At 65.1% G+C, this 21,530-nt stretch carries 22 protein-coding genes; 11 read left to right on the top strand and 11 right to left on the bottom strand.

Features of this window, described 5'->3' with window-relative positions; translation table 11 throughout:
• Positions 1–43: 43 nt before the first annotated feature.
• The 3 genes from LDB29_RS14250 to LDB29_RS14240 all read left to right on the top strand — a co-directional run bounded on the left by LDB29_RS14250 (position 44) and on the right by LDB29_RS14240 (position 2,621).
• Positions 44–1,015 carry a serine hydrolase gene (locus LDB29_RS14250; protein WP_025552255.1) on the top strand — a complete coding sequence of 324 codons (972 nt, stop codon included), beginning with the start codon at positions 44–46 and terminating at the stop codon, positions 1,013–1,015.
• Between the two features lie 65 nt (positions 1,016–1,080).
• Positions 1,081–1,449, top strand: a complete 369-nt coding sequence (locus tag LDB29_RS14245) for a DUF962 domain-containing protein (RefSeq protein WP_025552257.1) — start codon at positions 1,081–1,083, stop codon at positions 1,447–1,449.
• A gap of 116 nt (positions 1,450–1,565) precedes the next feature.
• Positions 1,566–2,621: a GNAT family N-acetyltransferase gene (locus LDB29_RS14240; RefSeq protein ID WP_193666668.1), complete on the top strand. Its 1,056-nt coding sequence runs from the start codon at positions 1,566–1,568 to the stop codon at positions 2,619–2,621.
• Here the strand turns inward: LDB29_RS14240 and LDB29_RS14235 are convergent.
• Genes LDB29_RS14235 through LDB29_RS14225 form a run of 3 tightly spaced genes read right to left on the bottom strand, consistent with a single transcriptional unit; the run spans position 2,599 to position 5,835 of the window.
• Positions 2,599–3,459, bottom strand: a complete 861-nt coding sequence (locus LDB29_RS14235) for a cupin-like domain-containing protein (protein WP_025552156.1) — start codon at positions 3,457–3,459, stop codon at positions 2,599–2,601. The two genes, LDB29_RS14240 and LDB29_RS14235, sit on opposite strands and share 23 nt — an antisense overlap.
• Positions 3,456–4,571 (bottom strand): GNAT family N-acetyltransferase, encoded by a 1,116-nt coding sequence (locus tag LDB29_RS14230; protein WP_099186371.1) that lies wholly within the window; start codon positions 4,569–4,571, stop codon positions 3,456–3,458. The genes LDB29_RS14235 and LDB29_RS14230 overlap by 4 nt, the downstream gene beginning before the upstream one ends.
• A 34-nt stretch (positions 4,572–4,605) precedes the next feature.
• A complete protein-coding gene (locus LDB29_RS14225; protein ID WP_025552155.1) occupies positions 4,606–5,835 on the bottom strand; it encodes a polyhydroxyalkanoate depolymerase in 1,230 nt (409 codons plus the stop codon).
• Positions 5,836–5,960: 125 nt separating this feature from the next.
• On the opposite strand from LDB29_RS14225, the gene LDB29_RS14220 reads away from it, so the two are divergent.
• Complete coding sequence (locus tag LDB29_RS14220) at positions 5,961–6,617, top strand: glutathione S-transferase (protein WP_025552154.1); 657 nt, start codon at positions 5,961–5,963, stop codon at positions 6,615–6,617.
• 149 nt (positions 6,618–6,766) lie between these two features.
• Here LDB29_RS14220 and LDB29_RS14215 read toward each other — a convergent pair whose 3' ends face one another.
• Both LDB29_RS14215 and LDB29_RS14210 read right to left on the bottom strand, forming a co-directional pair.
• Positions 6,767–7,492: a glutamine amidotransferase gene (locus tag LDB29_RS14215; RefSeq protein WP_048576291.1), complete on the bottom strand. Its 726-nt coding sequence runs from the start codon at positions 7,490–7,492 to the stop codon at positions 6,767–6,769.
• 71 nt (positions 7,493–7,563) lie between these two features.
• On the bottom strand, positions 7,564–7,803 hold the full coding sequence (locus tag LDB29_RS14210; protein WP_044661366.1) for a hypothetical protein: 240 nt from the start codon (positions 7,801–7,803) through the stop codon (positions 7,564–7,566).
• A gap of 539 nt (positions 7,804–8,342) precedes the next feature.
• Here LDB29_RS14210 and LDB29_RS14205 point away from each other — a divergent pair.
• From LDB29_RS14205 to LDB29_RS14190, 4 genes are all read left to right on the top strand, one after another.
• Positions 8,343–9,353, top strand: a complete 1,011-nt coding sequence (locus tag LDB29_RS14205) for an NAD-dependent epimerase/dehydratase family protein (RefSeq protein WP_099186370.1) — start codon at positions 8,343–8,345, stop codon at positions 9,351–9,353.
• A 343-nt stretch (positions 9,354–9,696) separates the two neighbouring features.
• The gene (locus tag LDB29_RS14200; protein WP_044661368.1) at positions 9,697–10,704 is read left to right on the top strand and encodes an SIS domain-containing protein; all 1,008 of its coding nucleotides are present in this window, start codon (positions 9,697–9,699) and stop codon (positions 10,702–10,704) included.
• A 325-nt stretch (positions 10,705–11,029) separates the two neighbouring features.
• Positions 11,030–11,839, top strand: coding sequence for a 3-deoxy-manno-octulosonate cytidylyltransferase (locus LDB29_RS14195; RefSeq protein WP_025552214.1), 810 nt, complete (start codon positions 11,030–11,032; stop codon positions 11,837–11,839).
• Positions 11,840–11,891: 52 nt separating this feature from the next.
• On the top strand, positions 11,892–12,482 hold the full coding sequence (locus LDB29_RS14190) for a histidine phosphatase family protein (protein ID WP_025552212.1): 591 nt from the start codon (positions 11,892–11,894) through the stop codon (positions 12,480–12,482).
• Between the two features lie 203 nt (positions 12,483–12,685).
• On the opposite strand, the gene LDB29_RS14185 is transcribed toward LDB29_RS14190, so the two are convergent.
• From LDB29_RS14185 to LDB29_RS14175, 3 genes are read right to left on the bottom strand one after another with little or no spacing between them, the layout of a single operon-like run.
• Positions 12,686–13,249: an LptA/OstA family protein gene (locus LDB29_RS14185; protein WP_025552210.1), complete on the bottom strand. Its 564-nt coding sequence runs from the start codon at positions 13,247–13,249 to the stop codon at positions 12,686–12,688.
• The gene (locus tag LDB29_RS14180; RefSeq protein ID WP_044661371.1) at positions 13,249–13,896 is read right to left on the bottom strand and encodes an LPS export ABC transporter periplasmic protein LptC; all 648 of its coding nucleotides are present in this window, start codon (positions 13,894–13,896) and stop codon (positions 13,249–13,251) included. The genes LDB29_RS14185 and LDB29_RS14180 overlap by 1 nt, the downstream gene beginning before the upstream one ends.
• A gap of 11 nt (positions 13,897–13,907) precedes the next feature.
• Positions 13,908–14,525 (bottom strand): ribonuclease D, encoded by a 618-nt coding sequence (locus LDB29_RS14175; RefSeq protein ID WP_025552208.1) that lies wholly within the window; start codon positions 14,523–14,525, stop codon positions 13,908–13,910.
• Positions 14,526–14,772: 247 nt separating this feature from the next.
• Here LDB29_RS14175 and LDB29_RS29290 point away from each other — a divergent pair, with 247 nt between their 5' ends.
• Both LDB29_RS29290 and LDB29_RS14160 read left to right on the top strand, forming a co-directional pair.
• Complete coding sequence (locus tag LDB29_RS29290) at positions 14,773–15,600, top strand: cold-shock protein (protein WP_048576282.1); 828 nt, start codon at positions 14,773–14,775, stop codon at positions 15,598–15,600.
• Positions 15,601–15,842: 242 nt separating this feature from the next.
• On the top strand, positions 15,843–17,528 hold the full coding sequence (locus LDB29_RS14160; RefSeq protein ID WP_257554469.1) for an ATP-dependent endonuclease: 1,686 nt from the start codon (positions 15,843–15,845) through the stop codon (positions 17,526–17,528).
• Positions 17,529–17,622: 94 nt separating this feature from the next.
• On the opposite strand, the gene LDB29_RS14155 is transcribed toward LDB29_RS14160, so the two are convergent.
• The gene (locus LDB29_RS14155; RefSeq protein ID WP_025551113.1) at positions 17,623–19,038 is read right to left on the bottom strand and encodes a short-chain fatty acyl-CoA regulator family protein; all 1,416 of its coding nucleotides are present in this window, start codon (positions 19,036–19,038) and stop codon (positions 17,623–17,625) included.
• 123 nt (positions 19,039–19,161) lie between these two features.
• Here LDB29_RS14155 and LDB29_RS14150 point away from each other — a divergent pair, with 123 nt between their 5' ends.
• A complete protein-coding gene (locus LDB29_RS14150) occupies positions 19,162–19,329 on the top strand; it encodes a hypothetical protein (RefSeq protein WP_007682549.1) in 168 nt (55 codons plus the stop codon).
• A gap of 61 nt (positions 19,330–19,390) precedes the next feature.
• Here LDB29_RS14150 and LDB29_RS14145 read toward each other — a convergent pair whose 3' ends face one another.
• Positions 19,391–20,392 carry an inorganic phosphate transporter gene (locus LDB29_RS14145; RefSeq protein ID WP_044661375.1) on the bottom strand — a complete coding sequence of 334 codons (1,002 nt, stop codon included), beginning with the start codon at positions 20,390–20,392 and terminating at the stop codon, positions 19,391–19,393.
• Positions 20,393–20,410: 18 nt separating this feature from the next.
• The gene (locus LDB29_RS14140) at positions 20,411–21,526 is read right to left on the bottom strand and encodes a DUF47 family protein (protein WP_044661376.1); all 1,116 of its coding nucleotides are present in this window, start codon (positions 21,524–21,526) and stop codon (positions 20,411–20,413) included.
• Positions 21,527–21,530: the final 4 nt, after the last annotated feature.

Here is a 21,530-nt window from a genome sequence, read left to right as displayed (position 1 = left end):
AACAGTGCTTGCCCTTCTCCGGCAAATCGGGGAAACAGGCGGCATGCCGCGCCTTCGTACCAAGCTGATCGCCTTTCTGGGCCTGTTCCTGGCTCCGCTGCCCACCGCCGACGCCTTCGGCCCGACGCCCAATCCGGTCCAGCACAGCGCCGAATCCCGCCTGATGGCCGAATTCGCCCGTTTCGCCACACTGACCGACGGCACGGTCGGCATCGCCGTGCGCGACCTCGGCACTGGGGAGACGCTCGCCTATAATGGCGACACGCTGTTCCCCATGGCCAGCACCTACAAGGTGGCGGTCACGGCCAAGATCCTCTCGCTGCTGGACGCGGGCAGCCTCAGCCTCGACGAACCGCTCATGCGCCTTGGCCGCCCGCTGCCGGTGCGCACCCTGATCGACATGAGCCTGACGCTCAGCGACAATGAGGCGACCGACGCCCTCGTCGCCCGCGCCGGCGGGCCGCAGGCGGTCAACGACTGGGTCCGCGCCGCCGGGATCAGGGGGCTGCGCGTCGACAGCAACACCCGCGACCTGCTCGCCCGCGCCAAGGTGACGGGCATTGGCTTCGGCGATGAAGCCGCGATGGAATCCGGCCTCTCCGCCAGCCAGCGCGACGCCCGCGACATGCCCAATCTGGGCTTCGCCGCCGATCCGCGCGACACCGCCACGCCGCGGGCGATGGACGACCTGCTCGCCGCGATCCGCCTGGGCAGGGTGCTGCGGCCCCAGACGACTGCGCTGATGCTGTCGGTCATGGAACGCTGCAAGACCGGCAAGGCCCGGCTGCGCGCCATGCTGCCGCCGGGCACCCGCATCGCGCACAAGACCGGGACGCTGAACGGCCTCGGCAACGACGCGGGCATCGTCACGCTGCCCGATGGCCGCATGTTCGTCATCTCGGTCTTCGTGATGAAGGACCATATGGGCCATGAACTGCGCGACCGCATCATGGCCGAAGCGGCGCGGGCGGCCTATGATTATTTCCTGTTCGCCCCCGATCGGCACACGGCCTGACGCATCCATCTTAACTTCCATCCCGTTTCCCGATAGGCTTGCGGACACAGGCAGGAGGGGATGCGATGGACGACAAGACGGCGGCGTTCCGCGACTTTTGGCCCTATTATCTCCAGGAACATGCCCATGCGGGCACGCGGGCGATGCACTATGCCGGCACCAGCCTGGTCGTGCTGCTGATCGCCGCGCTGCCGGTCGCGGGAAGCTGGTGGATGATCCCCGCCGTGCCCCTCGCTGGCTATGGCTTCGCCTGGATCGGCCACAGCCTGATCGAACATAACCGTCCGGCGACCTTCCGCTATCCCTTCTGGTCGCTGCGGGCCGATTTCGTGATGTGGTTCCGCTTCCTGACGGGGAAAATGGGCCGCGACCTCAAACGCGCGGGCGTCCGCCCCGATGGCTCGGTCGACCCCGCATTGCGCCGCGAATTGTGATGGTCCCGACCGGTTTGGGTGGAATCAGGACATTCCCCACCTTCCCCACCTGCCCATACAGCTTGAGGTGCTGCAAGCTTGACCCCCACCGCCGCTCTGCCAAAAGGGGGCCCGCAATGGCCCTCACCGCCCACTTCACCCGCCTGCCCGACCTCGCGAGCCTAGCCCCCCGCTGGCAGGCGCTGGAGTCCCGCGCCGCCGCCAGCTTCTTCCTCGGCTGGACCTGGACCGGCGCCTGGCTGGAAAGCTACGCCGTCCGCCCCGAACTGCTCGCCGTCACCGATGCGCAGGGCCGGGACATCGCGCTCGCCCTCTTCGGCCATGCCCTGCAACCCCGCCTGCTGGGCCGCAGCGCCACCCTGTCGCTCAACCAGTCCGGCGACCCCGGCGCCGACCGCCCCTTCATCGAATATAACGGCCTGCTCGCCGCGAAGGGCAGGGAAGGGGAGGCGACACGGGCCGCCCTCCAGGCCCTGCAAAACCGCAACGACTGGCGCACCCTCCGCCTCAGCGGCATCGCCCCCGACTCGCCGCTCCTGACAATCCCCGCCCGCCGCAAGACCCGCCTCGACCGCTCCCCGGTCTATCAGGTCGACCTCGCCGCCGTCCGCGCCGCCGACTATCTGTCGCTGCTCAGTTCCAACAGCCGCGCCCAGATCCGCCGCGCCCTCAAGGATCATGGCGGCGCGCTCCCGGCCATCGCCAAAGCCGCCCCAGCGGACATCGTCCCATGGCTGGAGGAAATGCGGTCCCTCAACACCGGCCGCCACGCCGACAATGCCTGGGACGACCCCGCCTTCCGCCGCTTCGCCGCCACCCTCGCAAGCCGCGACGAAAAGGTCGAACTGCTGCGCTTCACCGATGGCGGCGGAACCGTCGGCCTGCTCCTCAACTTCCTCCACGACGGCACAGCGATGAACTACCAGTCCGCCTTCGCCGCCCCCCGCGCGCCGAAGGACAAGCCCGGCCTGCTGTGCCACGCCGCCGCCGTCGCCCATTATGCGGAACGCGGCCTCGCGCTCTACTCGCTGCTCGCGGGCAAGGACCGCTACAAGCAGAGCCTCGCCACCCGCGAGGAAGCCCTTGAATGGTGGCAGGTCGACCGCTTCAGCCCCCGCCTCGAAGCCGAGGCCGCCTTGCGCAAAATCCTCAGACGCCCAGCTTCCGCATGATCCGATAGGCGATCCGCCGCGCGCCCTGCGCCTCCGGCCGCGCCCCGATCCGCCCGACCGGCAGCCCGCGCCGCCGCAGCAGCGCGTTCAGGCTGTGCAACTCGCCCTCCGCCACGCTCCGCTCCGACCGCCACGTCACCGACAGGCTGACCGACACGACAGGGCCATTCTCCACGAAATGCGGCGCCTTGACCGGCACATGGATCGCATCGCCCGGCAACAGCGTCACCGCCATGCCCCGCTCGCGAAACCCGTCCCGCCAGTCCAGATTGCGATGCCCGCCCGCATGGAAGGCCTCGCTCTGCACCGCCGGCACCAGTTCCTCGTCGCCCGCCGGAAAGACCGTCATCGTCTTCTCGCCCCGGATCTGGAGCAGGATATTATGCTCCGGGTCCATGTGGAACGGCGTCACGCTGCCGGGCGAGGACAGGAAGATGAACGCCTCCCGATGCAGCATCGGCCCGGTCTCCCGCTCCACCAGCGGCGCCAGTTCCGCCAGCGCCCGGTCCAGCAGCGCGCCATAATCCGCGTCCCGCTCGACATTCTTCAGCACCGCCCAACTGCCGTTGCTCTCTATGGTCCGGATCGTCTCGCCCAGCGTCAGCCCGTTGGACGGCGTATCCTCCGCCCGCACCCCCAGGGGCAGCTTGCCCAGATTATACTCGACCGAAGCGGCCGGCATCCGCTCCGCCAGCCCGGCCAGAGCCTCCAGAGTCAGCAGCGCATGCCCCGCCAGCCCATGGCTCAACTTCGCCGCCCTGTCCGGATAAGCCGCCGCGAAGGCCGCCCGCGCCTCTTCCGGAAACACCCCCGCCTCGATGGCGCTCACCGCGTTCATATCTGCCCCTTCAACCTCTGCCCCAGCGCCTCCACGCCATTGGCCAGCGCAAAGGCGACGCTTCGTCCCGCACCCCGCAGCGCGATGCGATATTGCGTGATCGTCCGCCGCTCGCCCCACAGGCTGTCGATCATCGGATGGTCCGCCGCCGCGCAGCTATCCATCCAGCCGATGGCGGGATCGCCCAGCACCGCCTGCAAATTGGCGATCTCGATCAGCACCCCCGGCGAAAAGCGCCCCAGCGCCTCGTCAAAGGCGATCTTGAAGGAAAAGGCCCCTTCGCCATGCCGGAAATTGACCAGCATCGCGATCGCCCGCCCATCCAGGTCCATGCGCAGGAAATGCAGCCGCCCGTTCTCGAAAGCCGCCGCGCAGGCCGCCCGGAAGAAAGCCGCATCCTCATCCCTGCAGGCCAGCGCCGATCCTTCCGCCCCCTTCCAGCCCGCGGCCTCCAGCGCCAGAAATTCCCCGCACCACGCGGCCAGCTCCGCCCCGTCGACCAGCAGCCGGCTCCCGACCGTGCCCAGTTCGGCCAGCCGCTTCTGCAGGCGCCGCAATTCCTTGCGCTTCTTGGCCCGCACATTGGTTTCCCAATAGGCGTCCGCGTCCAGTTCCGACCGCAGCATCGCCCGGTCGTACCGATGCACCTCCCGCCGCCCGCGCCGCTGCTCGACGCATAGCGCCTCCAGCGCCGCCGCATTCGCCCCCGCCGCGTCCAGCCCCCGCAGATGCAGGAAGCCCGGCGCCCAGTCCGCCTCGTCCAACTGCTCCAGCAGTCCCCGCCACGCCGCCACTTCCTCGCCCCGCCGGATCAGCGGCGCGCCGAAGAAGCAATGATCGTGCATCCAGTTGGTGACGCAGCGCAGCGGCAACCGCCCATGCCGCGCCGAAACCGTCACAGGCATCAGCCCGATCAGTTCCCCGTCCCGCTGCGCCTCCAGCATGCGCACGGCGGTGCCGCCCGCCAGATGGTCCAGCGCCGCGCACAGCATGTCGGGCATGTAGAAGGCATTGGCCTCCGCCGCCGCGTCCGCCAGCGCGGCCCAGCGCGCCCGCTGCACCGGCGCATAGGCGCGCGCATGCGCCATTGCGGGATGGGAAGCCATGTCCATGCCCCGGCCATATCCGCCAATGATTAGGGAAAGGCTAACCCGCGTTCATCGCCAGGATCATGTTTCGCACCTGCGGATAGACCTGCTTTTCCCATTTGCTGCCGGAAAAGACGCCATAATGGCCAACGCCCGGCTGCAGGTGATGGCGTTTCAGATGCGGGCGCAGGCCCGTGCAGAGCGCATGGGCGGCCGCGGTCTGGCCCACGGCGCAGACGTCGTCCTTCTCCCCTTCGACCGTCAGCAGAGCGGTCTTGTGGATGGCGCCCGGATTGACCTTCCGCCCGCGATAGGTGAGTTCGCCCTTGGCCAGCAGCGTCCGCTGGAACACCTTGTCCACCGTTTCCAGATAAAATTCCGCCGTCATGTCGAGCACGGCGAAATATTCCTCGTAAAAGGTCTTGATCTTGTCCGCCTCGACCTGCCTGCCGTCGGCCAGCAGCTGGTAAAGCTCGCGGTGCGCGGCGCCATGCCGGTCCATGTTCATCGACATGAAGGCGGAAAGCTGGAGGAAGCCGGGATAGACCCGCCGGCCGCGCCCGGCATAGCGCATCGGCACCAGGCTGATCAGATTCTCCTCGAACCATTTGATCGACTGTTCATTGGCCAGTTCGTTGACGACCGTGGGCGCGGCGCGCGTGTCGATCGGTCCGCCCATCAGCGTCATGGAGCGCGGCGTCGCCGGGTCCTTGTCCTCCGACATGATCGACACCGCCGCCATGGCGGGCACGCAGGGCTGGCACACCGAAACCAGATGCGATCCCGGCCCGATTTCCTGCATGAAGGTCATGACGTAGTCGACATAATCGTCGAATCCGAAGCGCCCGGCGCTCAGCGGCACGTCCCGGGCGTTCTTCCAGTCGGTGATGTACACGTCATGGTCGCGCAGCAGCGTCTGGACGGTGTTGCGCAGCAGGGTCGAGAAATGGCCCGACATGGGGGCAACCACCAGCACCCTGGGCTGCGGCGTTTCGACATCGTCCTTCGCGAAGTGCAGCAGGTTGCCGAAGGGCAGGTCCAGCGCCACCTCTTCCCGCACGGCGACCACCGCATTGCCGCTATGCACCTCCGTTATGCCATAGGCCGGCCGGCGATGCGTCAGCTTCGCGCCCTGGAACACGTCCATCAGGGCGAACATGCGGCGGGGCATGGCCCAATCCGCCACCGGTCCCATCTTGTCCTTGAAGGAGAGAGCGATCTGAGCACCGAAGCGCGCAGGGGCCATCATGTCGTTCCAGGCCTGATAGCCGCTATATAGCATCATCATCTTGCTCAAACGCGTCCTAAGCTCTTTCGGTGCCGATTCGGTCCCATGCCGGACCGTTATACAGGTTTTGCATATTGCACCGCATCATGATTGATGAAACATAGGGATGAAGCGGGAGGAACGCCATGGCCGACGCCGAACTCACCATTTCCAGCAAGACTTATTCGTCCTGGTCCCTGCGCGGATGGCTGTTGTGCCGCATGGCCGGGCTGAAGGTCGTGGAAAAGACGATTGCGCTCGACGATCCCGAAAACCGGGCGGAATTGCTGCTTCTGTCGCCGTCCGTGCTGGTGCCCCGCCTGACCCATGAGGGGGCGGGCGTGTGGGATACGCTCGCCATTGCGGAATATCTGCATGAACTCTATCCGCACGCCGGCCTTTATCCCGCGGAGCGGATCGCGCGGGCGCACTGCCGTTCGGTTTCGGGCGAAATCCACTCCGGCTTCATCAACCTGCGCTCGGCCCTGCCCATGAACCTGAAGGTGCGGCACGAAAAGTTCCCGGTCTTTTCCGGGGCCAAGCAGGACATCGAGCGGATCGAGGAAATCTGGACCGAATGCCTCGGCGCCTATGGCGGACCCTGGCTGTTCGGGGAAAGGCCGACCGTGGCCGATGCTATGTTCGCCCCCGTGGCGCAGCGTTTCCTGACCTATGCCGTGGCGCTGTCGGAGCGGTCGGCCGCCTATTGCAACTGGAGCAACGACTGGGACCTGATTCGCGAGTGGATCGACGCCGCCCGCGGGGAGAAGGATGAGGTCGAGGAACTGGAAGTCGAATTTTAGGGCGCGCCGCGTTCAATCGGACGCAGGTCGCGCAAGCTTTTGTTGCCGCATCGTTTTAAGCGCAAAACCGGTTCCCACTTTTGCGCACGATGCTCTGGGGCGCGCCGCGTTCAATCGGACGCAGGTCGCGCGCGCTCATTTGCAGGCCGTCATGGCCTGAATGCCGATCGGTCCTGGTTCCCGATTCCGCTCAACCACTCGCCGATCATCGCGCGTCCGGCAGCGACGGCTGCGGGGCCATGGTCGGCATGGTCCTGCCGAAGGGCAGTGCCGCATTGCTTCGCTATGTCGAGATCGGCCCAGAAATGCGTGAGCCAATCCTCGAAGCGCGGGTCTTCGCCCATTTCCGCGTGGAACTGCAACGCCAGCAGGTTGGGGCCGCGGCGAAAGGCCTGATGAGCATAGTTTTCGGTCGACGCCAGCAGCTCGACCCCGGTCGGCATGTCGAAAGTGTCGCTGTGCCAGTGGAGGACGGGCACGCCGTCCAGATGGCGCAGCGGGGATTCCGCGCCCGCCTCGTTCAGCATGACCGGCGCGAATCCCAACTCCATCCGCCCGCCGGGATAGACGGGCGCGCCGAGCGCGGCGGCGATCATCTGGCTGCCCAGGCAGACGCCCAGGGTCGGCAGGTCCTGCTCCAGCCGGGCGGACAGCTTTTCGATCTGGAGCGGAATCCAGGGGTGCAGGTCCTGCTCATAGACGCCCATCGGGCCGCCCATCATGATCAACAGGTCCGGGGTGCAGAGGTCGACATCGGCAAAGTCGGGGCTGGCGACATCGATCCGTTCGATCGCATAGCCCGCGGCCTCGATCGGCTGGAGATAGCCTGCCGCTCCCTCCCGCGGCACATGTCGGACGATCAGCGCTTTCTTCATCTCCATCATGCTGGTAGCCAAAGAGAACATGGCCTGCCACCCCAGCCTTTCTTGGGTTTTTGAAATGAGGGCTATTGGCGGGCGATGCGCATCAACGCGACCGCGCCTATGCCGAGCCAGATGATGTTGAGCACCATCGAGGGGATGGCGCCGTGCCACCATGTGTTGAGGATGAACAGCGTCGAACCCAGAGCGTTCATCCCTTGGAACAGGGCCGACTTGCCGGACACATGCCCGCTCGACACGAGCAGATAGGCGCCCAACACCAGCAACGCGCCCAGCCATCCGGCGATTTCGACAAGGATCGGCAATCCATCCCCCGGGAAAAGGGATGGTCTAGCTTGCCGAAGGCGGACCTGAATAGTGGCTTTGGATCATCTGGGCTCGATCCAGGCAAGTCGTGCGTCTGCAAGGGCCGGTCCCAGTCCCACCCTTATGCAGTCCCACCCTTATGCAGTCCCACCCTTATGCAGTCCCACCCTTATGCAGTCCCACCCTTATGCAGTCCCACCCTCATGCAATATTCCATCTGGCCGGGGCTACCGGACGTCAATGCTTCCCCTCCCCTTCAGGGGAGGGGACCGAGGGGTGGGGGCGTGCCCCACGCGCAAACTCAGCCTGTAGAGGCACTCCCCCACCCCAACCCTTCAAACGAGTCACGTGCCTCGTTTGACCCTGAACGGGAGGGGCTTGATGGCAGGAAACCACCCATTTCCGCCAGCCCATCCGCATCCCAACCCGGCAATTTTTAGGGACTAACACGGAGCTTCTGGGGAAAGCCCTTTACATCGCCTCCCGGATTGTCTGTGAAAGACTCCAGCGCCAAGGCAAGGACAGGAACCCGCAACCCATGACAATCCTCGTGACCGGCGCCGCCGGCTTCATCGGCATGGCCGTCGCGGACCGTCTTCTGTCCGAAGGCCGGGCCGTCTTCGGCATCGACAATATGAACGACTATTACCCCGTCTCGCTGAAGCGGGACCGGATCGCCGCCCTGCACGATCGCCATGGCGGCCTGTTCACCTTCGCGGAGCTGGACTTCGCCGACATGGACGCGCTTCAGGCGGCGCTGCACGACCATCCCGTCGACGCGATCGTCCATCTGGGGGCGCAGGCGGGCGTGCGCTATTCGCTGATCAACCCGCACGCCTATGTCCGCTCCAACCTCGCGGGCCATGTCAACATGCTGGAAGTGGCGCGGGAAAGGCGGGTGAGGCACCTCGTCTACGCCTCCTCCTCCTCGGTCTATGGCGGCAACGACACGCTGCCCTTCCGGGTGGAGGACCGCGCCGACCACCCCGTCTCGCTCTATGCCGCGACCAAGCGCGCCGACGAGCTGATGAGCGAGACCTACGCCCATCTCTTCCGCATTCCCATGACGGGCCTGCGATTCTTCACCGTCTACGGCCCGTGGGGCCGCCCCGACATGGCGATGTGGATCTTCACCTCGAAAATCCTCTCGGGCCAGCCGATCCCCGTCTTCAACCACGGCCGGATGCAGCGCGACTTCACCTATATAGACGACATCGTCAGCGGCGTGATCGGCTGCCTCGACCATGCGCCGGAAGATGACGGCGCGCCCAAGGCGGGGGGCAGCCGCTCGCCCCACCGGCTCTACAATATCGGCAACAACCGGCCCGAGGAGTTGATGCACCTCATCTCCGTCCTGGAGGAAGCCTGCGGCCGCAAGGCGGAGATCGACTTCCAGCCGATGCAGCCGGGCGACGTGCCGGCGACCTTCGCGGACATCAGCGCCATCGCGCAGGACATCGGCTTCGCGCCGACCACGGGGATCGAACTGGGGGTGCCCCGCTTCGTCGACTGGTACCGCGCCTATCATGGTGGGGCGGCAGGCGCATAAACGGCGCGCTTTACAGGTTTATTCCCCTGACCGTGGCGCAATGCAGCACGGCGCCCCACAACCGCTTCCCTCGTAAAAGGTTCCGCCATCCGCCGATATTATTCGGCGGCTCATCGCTTTTTCATCCATTGTGGCGTTAATGGCGCGGAAATCATCATTCGCGCTTGCGAAATCGATTGCCAATACTAGGGGAAGACGCTTATCCCCGGCAGCCGGGTGCCGGTCGTTTCGACCGGTCGGGTCGCGGAACGAGGTAAGGACGGAACACCCTGGGACGGTGGATCGTCGCCGCTGTCGTCAGTCGGAAAAAGCCGGCGGCGGCGGTGGAAAAAAGGGCTTACGCGTGTCGACAGTAACGAAGATCGTGCCATTCGGCTCAGGCGGGCGCATTGCGGAAACCGCGCGCCGGACATTGTCCATCGCGGCCGAAGGGCTGAGCGCTCTCGAAAACCAGTTCAACGACCGGGAATTTTCGGCGACCTTCCTGCGGCTGGTCGGCATCATCATGAATGTGCGCGGCCGCCTGATCGTCACCGGCATGGGCAAGAGCGGCATCGTCGCGCGCAAGATGACGGCGACGCTTACCTCGACCGGCACGCCCGCCATCTTCCTGCACCCCGCCGACGCGGGCCATGGCGATCTGGGCATGGTCACGCCGGACGACGTCGTGCTGATGCTGTCCCATTCGGGCGAATCCAACGAACTCGGCCCGATCATCCAATATTGCAAGCGCTTCGCCATCCCCCTGCTGGGCATGACCGCGCGCAAGCGCAGCACGGTCGCGGCGGCGTCCGACATCTGCATCCTGATGCCCGACGTGAAGGAAGCGTGCCCCAATTCGCTGGCGCCAACCACCTCCACCACGATCCAGATGGCCTTCGGGGACGCGCTCGCCATCGCGCTCATGGAAATGCGCGGCTTCTCGGCGGACGACTTCCATAAATTCCATCCCAATGGCCGGCTCGGCGCGCAGCTCGTCAAGGTGCGCGAACTCATGGCCTCGGGCGGCGACGTCCCCCGCGTGGAGGAGGACGCCTCGCTGCTCGACGCCACCATCGAAATGACCCGCGCCCGGCTTGGCGGCACGGCGGTGGTCAACGGCAAGGGCGAACTGATCGGCGCCTTCACCGACGGCGACCTGCGCCGCACCGTCACCGGCACCCGCCACATGAACGAGCCGGTCGGCCGCTACATGACGGTCAGGCCCGTGTCGGTCGGCCCGGAAGAACTGGCTTCCGAAGCGCTCCGCCTGATGCACGACCATAATATCACGCTCCTCTTCGTCTGCGAAAAGGACCGCCTGGTCGGCGCGCTCCACATGCACGACCTCCTCCACGCGGGCGTCGCCTGAGCGCCATTCGCCCCAGGGACGACCGCACTCCCGCAAAGGCGGAAGCCGGGGCGGGCAAATTCGGGGTTCTTCAGCCTGATCGATTTGGGTGGAAAGCCGCCATTAAGCCCCTCCCCTTCAGGGGAGGGGTTGGGGTGGGGGCGTGCCTCTACAGGCTGAGTTTGCGCGTGGGGCACGCCCCCACCCTTGAAGGGGAGGGCAACACCGCGCGTCCGCTCCTGGCCATGTCCCCCATCCCGATCCGTCCACCCAGCCCGGTCCCGCCCCCTGACCGCCTTTCCGCACATGCCCCTTCACGCAGCTCCTCAACGGCATTGCTCCTGAAATGACCCCGCCCACCCTCATCGTCATCCCCGCCCGCGCCGGCTCCTCCCGCCTCCCGCGCAAGCCGCTGCGCCTGATCGCGGGCCGCACGCTGCTGCACCGGACCATCGCCATGGCCCGCGCGGCCACGACCGGCCTCTCCGACATCCAGCTGCTCGTCGCCACCGACGACGAGGAAATCGCCGCCCACGCCCGCGCCGCGGGCTGCGACGCCGCCCTGACCGACAGCGCCATCGCCACCGGTTCCGGCCGCGCCCTCGCCGCCGCCCGCCAGTGCGACAGCCAACCCCGCTTCATCGTCAACCTCCAGGGCGACAGCCCCTTCCAGCCTCAGGACGCCCTCCGCGCCGTCATCGCCGCGCTGGAATCCGGCGCACAGGTCGCCACCCCCGTCATCGCCCTCGACTGGCCCGCGCTCGACGCGCTGCGCGACCACAAGACCCGCTCGCCCTTCAGCGGCACCACCTGCGCCCGCGCGCCCGACGGCCGCGCCCTCTGGTTCTCGAAAACCATCATCCCCGCCATCCGCAACGAGGACGCCCTGCGCCAAAGCCAGCCGCTTTCCCCAGTCTGGCGCCATGTCGGCCTCTACGGCTACACGCTCGAAGCCCTTACCCGCTTCGAAGCCACGCCCCCCACGGCGCTCGAAAATCTCGAAGGCCTCGAACAGCTCCGCCTGCTCGAACTCGGCATCCCCGTCACCACCGTCCCGGTATCCCCGCCGGTCTTCGACAGCTCCGGCATCGACACCGAAGCCGACATCGCCCGTGTCGAGGCGCTGATCGCCGCCCATGGCGACCCCACCCCCTGATCCTCAACATCTTCCGTTCGTTTCGAGCGAAGTCGGGAAACATCATCAGTCCATGCGCCGCATCTTCATCATCCGCCACGGCAACACCTTCGAAAGCAGCGCGCAGGCCCGCCGCATCGGCGCGCGCACCGATATTCCGCTGGTGGAAAGCGGCCATGCCCAGGCCGACCGCCTCGGCGTCTGGTTCGCGGCGCAGAACTTGCCGATCCGCCGCCTCCACAGCAGCCCGCTCCTCCGCGCCCGGCAGACCGCCGCCAGCATCGCCGCCGCCACCGGCCACGCCAGCGACGGCTCCCTTCCCTGGCTCAACGAGATCGACCACGGCCCCGACGAAGGCCAACCCGAAGCGCAGGTCCTGACCCGCCTCGGCCCCCAGGCCCTAGCCGCCTGGGACGAACAGGGCATCCCGCCCAAGGACTGGAAAGTCGACGCCGAACCGCGCATCGCCGCCTGGAGGCAATGGTTCGCGCAAGCAGGGGAGGGCGCCGACCTCCTCATCACCAGCAACGGCGCCGCCCGCTTCGCGCTCCTTGCGCTAGGCCTGCCGCTCGCCGACCTCAAACTCCGCACCGGCGCCTTCGGCGAACTGACGGTGGGGGGAGGGGGCGAGGTCGATCTCATCCGGTGGGACGTCCGCCCATAACCGCCGCCGAAAGCCCAAAACGGCAACCAACGGCAGTCAGCAAACCCCCATTATCCCTCTCCCTCAAGGGAGAGGGCTGCGCAGACTTGGCAGCTTGCTGCCTAGTCGTAGCTGGGTGAGGGGGATGCGATCCAACGGATCGCGCGGGCCACAGGCCCGCCCCCTTCATCCAACTCCGCCCAGGCTCCTTACGTCGCCCCGGCTCAATCCTTCCGCTGCGGCACCGTGAAAGTCCCCGACACGCGCCCGCCCGAGCCGCTCCCGGAAATCCCCGGACCGCCGCCCCCGGCAGCCCGCCCGTCCACGGTCGAGCGCCCGCTGGTCAGGTCGATCACCAGCCGCCCCCCGGTCAGCCGGTTCGCCCCCTGCGTCAGCGACACATTGCCCAGCATGGTGATCAGCCTGCTGTTGAGGTCGTAGATCGCGACATTGCCCTTCGCCGTCTGGTCCGCCTTGCGCACCACGACATTGCCGGACGCATCGATCCGGTCGATCTCCACGCCGCCCGGCCCGGTCCCGCCCCCCGGCTGGTTCCGGTAAGCCACCGTCATCCGCGCCGCATTCAGCGTCATGCCCGCCTGCGTCACCTCGACATTGCCCGACACCACGACGCGGTCGGCGCGGTCCTGCACCTCGATCCGGTCGGCGGTGAAGTTGACCGGCGCATTGCTGTCATGATTCTTCAGCACCTGCGCGTCCGCCCCCGCATACAGGAGGCCCGCCGCGCCCAACGCGCCCAGCGACAGCAAAAGAAGGGGCTTTCTCATCACCTTTGCCCTTTGAGACCATTTTGTTCGATACGCAAGCTCGCCCGCCCGTTCAGCGTCACCGTCCGCGCGCTCAGGTCAGCCTCCAGATGGTCGCCGCTGAACGTCCCGATGGGTATCCGCCCGTCGACCCGCCCCGCGCTCTGCATCCGCCGCGTCTTCAGGTCCACGCCCACGTCCCGCGTGGTCATCCGGTATCCGCCCTCCGACTGGAACTGCACCGGCCCGTCGATCGCGACCCGTTCCGTATCCATGTCGTACCGCCCCTTCTGCGCCCGCAGCAGCGCCTGCCCGTCGGACAGCAGGATCCGCGCCGACATGTCGTTAAGGTCGACGATCGGCTCGCGCGAACTCTTCTGCACGGCAGAACCCGCCCGCAGGGAAAAGGGCTGTCCCTTGCTGTCCTCCCCGCGATAGAGCGCCTCGGTCACGCGCATCCGCTCCTTCGCCACCTCGACCTTGTTCTTGTCGAGCACGAAGCTCACCTTGTCCCCCCCGGTGAAGGGCGCCGTCGCCAGCAACGCCGCCAGCACGCCCACCGACACCGGCAACCAGTTCTTGAGCAGCCCGACCAGCCGGTCGTGGCTCCCCCCCGGCCGCGCCCAGTGACGGCGCACATTGCGTTGCTGATCGGCCTGTATCGACATGGGTTCAGCCCTCACATATGCGCGAAGATGTCGATCTCCGGCCAACCCGCCAGGTCCAGCTCCGCCCGGTGCGGCAGGAAATCGAAACAGGCCTGCGCCAGTTCCATCCGCCCCTCGCGCACCAGCCGCTTGTCCAGCTCCGCCTTCAACGCATGCAAGTACCGGACGTCCGACGCCGCATAATCCTTCTGCGCGTCCGACAGCACGGGCGCGCCCCAGTCGCTCGACTGCTGCTGCTTGCTGATCTCCTGCCCCAGCAGCTCGCGCACCAGTTCTTTAAGGCCATGCCGGTCGGTATAGGTCCGCACCAGCCGCGACGCGATCTTGGTGCAATAGACGGGCGCCGCCACCACGCCCAGATAATGGCGGATCGCCGCAATGTCGAAACGCCCGAAATGATAGAGCTTCAGCCGCTCCGGATCGGCCAGCGCCGCGCGCAGGTTCGGCGCGGCATAATCGCTGCCGGGGTTGAAGCGGACCAGATGCTCGTCCCCCCCGCCGTCGCTGATCTGCACGACGCACAGGCGGTCGCGGGGCGTGATCAGCCCCATGGTTTCGGTGTCGACGGCGATCGGGCCGGGGGCAAGGACGCCCTCGGGCAAATCCTCTTCATGGAAATGGACGGTCATGACTCCCCTCTATGGCCAAAGCCGCCGGTTCGCAATCGCCCCTTGGCGACCGGGAACGAAAGGCGACCGGGGCGGTCGCAAAGCCGCCATTTTCAGGCCTTTTACCCGCCTCAAAAATCATTCGCCTGTCCCGGAAAAGTTGATATAGTGATTCCCAAACCGCGCGTGAGCGGTGGATTCTGCATGTCATTCGCCCGACATGCTTGTCTGGTTTAGTCTGGGGCGAAGCGAAAGTGACCAACAGGGCATGAGTTTTGATAGAGGTCGCCGCGGCGGGCGCGGCAAGGACAAGCGCGACAGTTTCGGCGACGACAGTTTCTATGAAGGCGGCCGTGGCGGCTTCGGCGGTGGGTTCGACCGCGGCGGTTTCGGTGGTGATCGTGGTGGCTTCGGCGGCGGCGACCGCTTCGGTGGCGGCGGCGGTGGTGGCTTCGGCGGCGACCGTGGCGGTTTCGGCGGCGGCGGCGGTGGCGGCGGCTTTGGCGGTGGTCGCGGCGGCGGCGGCGGTTTCGGCGGCGGTGGCCGCGGCATGCCCGCGCAGGTCGTCGGTGAAGGCACCGGCGTGGTCAAATTCTTCAACGGGCAGAAGGGCTTCGGCTTCATCGTCCGCGACGATGGCGGCGAAGACGTGTTCGTCCACATCAGCGCCGTCGAGCAGGCGGGCCTGACGGGCCTGGCCGAAGGCCAGCCGCTCGGCTTCACCCTGGTGGATCGCGGCGGCAAGGTGTCGGCCACCGATCTCAAGATCGAGGGCGAACCGCTCCCCGTCACCGAACGCGCCCCCCGCGAACCCCGCGCCGGCGGCTTCGGCGATCGTCCGGGCGGCGGCGACCGCGGCCCGCAGCGCCAGCTCACCGGCGAACGCGCCAGCGGCACGGTCAAGTTCTTCAACGCAATGAAGGGCTTCGGCTTCATCCAGCGCGACGACGGCCAGCCCGACGCATTCGTGCACATCAGCGCCGTAGAACGCGCCGGCATGAGCGCCCTGAATGAAGGCGACCGCCTCGACTTCGAACTGGAAGTAGACCGCCGCGGCAAATATGCGGCCGTCAACCTTCAGACGAAGGCCGACTAAAGAACGGCCTGCCCGCTTTAGGGAGAGGATAAAAGGGGTCGCCTGCCCGGCGGCCCCTTTTTGTTTGCCTGCTAACTTGGGCTTCGGCAGCTTTGCGCCCGTCTTCGCCGTTCGGACCGCTTGCCGCTATTCCCGAAAGCTGCCACCATTTTTGGAAGCATTGCTATCGCGTCTTAGAACAGAAAATTGGTTGCTGTTGCAGTCGATGATGGCGTCACAGGTGGAATTTTCGTGGAAGCCAGATGAAAGACACATTACGGATAGAACGCCTGCGATTTGTAGCTGGCAGTGCACCTGACCAACCTCCTCTTGAAATTGAATGCCCAAATGTGACCATACTGGTTGGACCGAACAGTGCAGGCAAAAGCCAGACCTTGCGCGAAATTGAGGCGTATTGCTCGGGCCTAGAAGTGTCGTCTGTCCTTTTAGACCAAATCGAAATTGCCATGCCCCAAAACGGTGAGGCGATTGATCGAATGATGATGGTGTACCGGACGGAAGCCCCCCAAGGGCAGGGAGTGCAACCAGGAATTCTCTGGTTTTTTCGCCCACGATCTAGAAATAACGAGCAAGAGCTTAGAACTCAAATACAGAGTACGAGCTTTGTTGATTGGCATAAAAACAATCAAATTTTACAACTTCGTCAGTATTTTGTTCGATTTTTCACTACTCGACTTGATGGTCGCACGCGGTTTGAGCTGATCGACCCAAAGCCAACGGGAGATCTTGATCGCCCGCCCGAAAATCTGCTGTGGCATCTCTTTAAGTCGAAAAAAATTCGCGAAGCAGTTCGTAAGTTCACTGAGCAAGCTTTTGGGAAATTTTTTGTTGTTGATCCAACCGGTATGACTACTTTCCGTGTTCGTCTGAGCAACCGGGCTCCAAAAAGTGACACTGAAGAGCAGGCGCTTGATGATAGTGCACGTCGGTTTCATGGGGATGCCCCGATTATTCAATCGCTCGGTGATGGCGTTCAAACATCGGTTGGTCTTGTTGCCGCAGTTTTGGGATTGCCAGATAAGATCATTTTAATTGACGAGCCGGAGGCATTCTTGCATCCGACGCTCGCTCGGCGCGTCGGAAAAGTGCTCGCAAAAGCGGCACGGGACCGCGAAGCTTCACTGATTATGGCAAGTCACAGTTCAGAGTTGCTGCTGGGCTGTATGCAATCTGAACCTAATCTTCGAATTGTGAGGCTGACCTATACCGGTGGATTAGCAAGTGCACGCTCGCTCGATCCCACGGAAATTCGGCAGTTAATGAATGACCCGCTTCTTCGTTCGGCACATAGCTTGAGGGCACTTTTCCATCGCGGAGCAATTATTTGCGAAGCCGATGCGGATCGGGCTTTTTACGAAGAAGTCAATGCGCGCATGAGCGCTGATGATCGAGGCATCGAAGATTGCATCTTTATGAATGCACAGAACTGGCAAACAATACCTCGTCTAGTGGAACCGCTGCGACGTTTGGGGGTGCCTGCACTCGCTGTATTCGACTTTGATGTTCTTATGAGCAAGGATTTTGCATCGATTTGGCAATTGGTGAATTTAGATGCCGCATCGCTTCACGGTCTACAAGAAGAGCGGGCATCGATAAAATTAGCTATGGAGAAAGCTGGTCGCGCCAACTGTAAAAAACTTGGTCTTGATGCCTTAGGTTCCGACAAAAGCGCTGCGGAAGATTTACTCAGTCGATTTGCATCCTTTGGCGTCATGTTTGTACCGGTCGGCGAATTAGAGTGTTGGCTGAAGACTAAAATTCCGGAACAGGTTTCAAAGCAAAATTGGTTGATGGCCATGTTCGAAGCAATGGGGGCCGACCCAGAAGATGCGCTTTATCTGAAAGCCGGGGTTGATGATGTGTGGGCATTTATTGAGACGGCTCGACTCTGGGTTGACAATCCTGAGCGTCAAGGCATGCCAAACTGAGGAGATGAGAGATTTTCCTAATTGAATTAGAGGAGGGCGGCTTTCTGCTAAACGGCGCCCTAAGCCGACATTCCGCCACCGGCCAAATCCCCCCTCAAACCCGCCGAAACGGAAACGGCGCCACCGTCCGCTCATAGCCATGCAGATCCAGCGCCCGCGTCACCGGCGGCAGGGCGCGATCCGGACACCCCCGCCGCTCGCACAGATGGCAGGTCGGCCCCACCCCGGTCGCCGCGCCCTTCTCCAGATCGATCCCGTCGGCATGCACGATCCGCGCCCCATGCTTCGCCTCGCAGCCCAGCGCGATCACCGACCGCCCCCGCGCGCCGCCCTCCTTGGGCAAGCCCACCGTCAGGCTGACGAAGCGCCGCCCGTCCACCGTCTCGATCAGTTGCGTGTGCACCGCATCCGGCGCCTGCCCCTCATGCGCGTCCCAGCGCGGACAGGTGCCCCCCAGCCGCGCAAAGGGCCACGCCTCCCCGTCGAAGCGCTTCGACACGATGCCCGCCCGGTCCACCTTCGCCATGAAGAAGGGCACGCCCCGCGCCCCCGTCCGCCCCAGGCTGGTCAGCCGATGCGCCAATTGCTCCATCGACACGCCGAAGCGCGCCCGCAGCAGCGGCAGGTCGTGCCGGCTCTGCTCCGCCGCCTTGGCGAAACGGTCATAGGGCATGATCAGCGCCGCCGCCGCATAGTTGGTGAGCGCGATTCCGGCGAGGCGGCGGCTGTCCTCGTCCGGCGGCCCCGCCCGCGCCACCTGCCCGCTTATCGCGTCCGCCAGTTCCTGCGCGCAAAGCTGATAGGCCACCGCGAACAGCCGCCCCGAAGAGGCCAGCCGCTCGCTCAGCAACAGCCGCCGCCGGTGCATGTCATAATGGCGCAGCGTTCCCGCCAGCACATCCTCCCGCACGATCTGCACGGCCATGCCATGCCGCTCCTTCAGCCGCGCCCGGATGCCCGCCTGCAAGGCCGATGGATCGTCGCCCAGTTCCCCCGCCAGCGACTCCGCCGCCGCATCCAGCTCCGCGAAATGATTGCCCGCCCGCGCGATCGTCTCGCGCAGCCAGTCGAGCGGCGCATGCAGCGGCGCCACGCTCCCCGGCGCCCCCGCCAGTCCGGACGCCACCTGCTCCGGCAGGCGCCGCAAATCGCTGAGCGCCCGGTAAAATCGTCCGATAGCCTCGCTCACCCCCGGATAATTTTCCGCGACCTCCAGCACTTCGTCGCGGGCGATGCCGATGTCGCGCACCAGCGCGTCGGACAATATCTCCCCCAGCGCGCTGGCGGCCCCTTCCTGCGTGCTGGCGACGAAATCGCGAATATCGATGTCATAGACATTGGCCAGCCGCAGCAGCATCTGCGCCGTCAACGGCCGCTGGTTACGCTCCAGATGGTTGAGGTAACTGGGCGACACCCCCAGTTCCTCCGCCATCCGCGTCTGGTTCAGCCCCAGCTCCCGCCGCAAAACCCGCAGCTTCGGCCCCAGATAAAGTTTCCGATCATCCGCCATACTGTCATTATGTCAAAAAATGACAATATGAACAAGTCACCGCATGACACCGCTTCACTAATCGGCCTTCATTGACCGACTCGTTCATGGTTTGATGCGTCATCCCAACGGAAAGGAAGACCCATGGAAACGACCGAAGCACCCCAGCCCGCCCGCTCCCGCGCGGTTTTCTCCCAGGAGGATTTCGGCCTGATCCGAACCGCCATCGCCCATTATCTGCGCGAGGTTCAGGACAAGCCGGAATCTGTCAAATACGCCAATCTCTACCACCGCCTCGGCCGGGTGAGCTGAGCGTTTCAGGGTTCAGGAGAGGGAAGGGCGCGGCGGAAAAACCGACCGCGCCCTTTTCCCGTCAGAACAGCCGCGTCAGCCCGTAAAAGGCCGCGCCGATCACCGCCGCCGCCGGCAGCGTCACCACCCAGGCGACGATGATGCTCGACGCCACGTTCCACCGCACCGCCGACAGCCGCCGCGAAGCCCCGACGCCCACGATCGCGCCGGTGATGGTGTGGGTCGTCGACACCGGCACGCCCAGATGCGTCGCCAGGAACAGCGTCAGCGCCCCGCCGGTCTCCGCGCAAAATCCCTGTCCGGGCGTCAGCCGCGTAATCTTCGACCCCATGGTGTGGACGATCTTCCACCCGCCCAGCAGCGTCCCAAGGCCCATCGCCGCCTGACAGCTCAGCACCACCCAGAAGGGCACGTGGAACCCGCCCGTCAGCATGCCCTGCGAATAGAGCAGCACCGCGATGATCCCCATCGTCTTCTGCGCATCATTGCCGCCATGCCCCAGCGAATAGAGCGACGCCGACACAAGCTGCATCTTGCGGAACACCCGGTCCGCCCCCTGCGGCGTGAAGCGCCGGAAAATCCAGCTCACGACCAGCACCAGCAGCAATGCCAGCACCAGCCCGATGGCGGGCGACAGCACGATGGCGGCGCTGGTCTTGAACACCCCGCTCCACACCACGGCGGAAAGTCCCGCCTTGGCGGTTCCCGCACCCAGCAACCCGCCGATCAGCGCATGGCTGCTGGAGGAGGGGATGCCCAGTCCCCAGGTGATGAGGTTCCAGGCGATGGCCCCCATCAGCGCGCCGAAAATCACCGCCGGATCGATGATGCTGGCATCGACAATGCCCTTGCCCACGGTCTCCGCCACATGCAGCCCGAAGAAGAGGAAGGCGATGAAGTTGAAGAACGCCGCCCAGGCGACCGCATATTGCGGCTTCAACACCCGCGTCGACACGATGGTCGCGATCGAATTGGCGGCGTCGTGCAGCCCGTTCAGGAAATCGAACAGCAGCGCGACCCCGATCAGCGCGATCAGCAGCGGAAAGGCGATATGGGCTTCCATCTATCTGCTCTGGCCGGATCAGGCGTGGTCGATGACCAGGCCGGAAATCTCGTTGGCGACATCCTCGAACCGGTCTGTCACCTTCTCCAGATGGCTGTAGATTTCGTTGCCGACGACGAAATCCATCGGATTGCCCTGCCGCGCCTGGTTGTAGAGCGCTTTCAGCCCCGCCTCATGCAGGATGTCGGCATGCCCCTCCAGCTTCACCAGCCGTTCGGTCAGGTCATGCAGCCGCGCCGAATTCAGGTTCAGCGACCGCAGCAGCGGCATCGCCTCCGCCGTGATCCGCGCGCATTCGACGATCAGGGCGCTCATGTCCTGCATCTGCGACGGAAATTCCTTCACCTCGAACAGCGCGATGGCTTTCGCCGTCTGGTTCATCTGGTCGATGGCGTCGTCCATCACCCCGATCAGCCCCGTAATGGCGCTGCGGTCGAACGGCGTCACGAAGATGCGGCGCACATCCTGCAGCACTTCGCGGATGATGTCGTCCGCCTCATGCTCCCGGTCCGAAATCTCCTTGATGTGGGCGTCGATGTCCGGCCCGCCCTTCAGCAGCTTGGCGAGCGCATCGGCGCCGGCGACCAAAGTCGCGGCATGATCCTCGAACTGCTCGAAAAAGCGCCCTTGCTTGGGCATCAGCGCGTGAAACCAGCGCAGCATTCCAGTCCTTTCGCTTTGCCATTCCTTGACCCGCAGCAACGTCCGCACGAACAGGCCCGGGTCCCGGGGCGGTTCGCGGAAAGCGGCGATGATGGATTGCAGATCGGGTTCGTCGACAGCCTTTGCAGCTTCGGCAACGGGGAACCAACGCAGTTCCCGCTGCCCTTGTTCGGGCCATTGCGACAACTGGCCCGTCACCGCAAGCGGGAAAACCTCGACCGTCGCCTCTTTCGTGTCGCCCCGCCGCCGTTTCTTGTCATAGCGATAGCGGCCGAGCGGCGCGGGGCAGGCAATGCCGTGAATGCCCGCCTCTTCATAGGCCTCCAGCTCTGCGGCGCGGTGGCCGGCCATGCCCTTGATGCGATTGCCCTTGGGAATCACCCAGCGCCGCGTATCGCGAGAGGTGATCAGCAGGATACGCATCGACCCGTCGGGGCCGGTCGAATAGGGAAGGGCGGCGATCTGACGCATTCAG

The sequence above is a fragment of the Sphingobium sp. CFD-2 genome, assembly GCF_024611135.1.
In the GTDB taxonomy this organism is placed as follows: Bacteria; Pseudomonadota; Alphaproteobacteria; order Sphingomonadales; family Sphingomonadaceae; genus Sphingobium; species Sphingobium fuliginis.
Note: the sequence above shows the minus strand (reverse complement) of the source record. Positions and strands in the feature narration are given on the sequence as shown.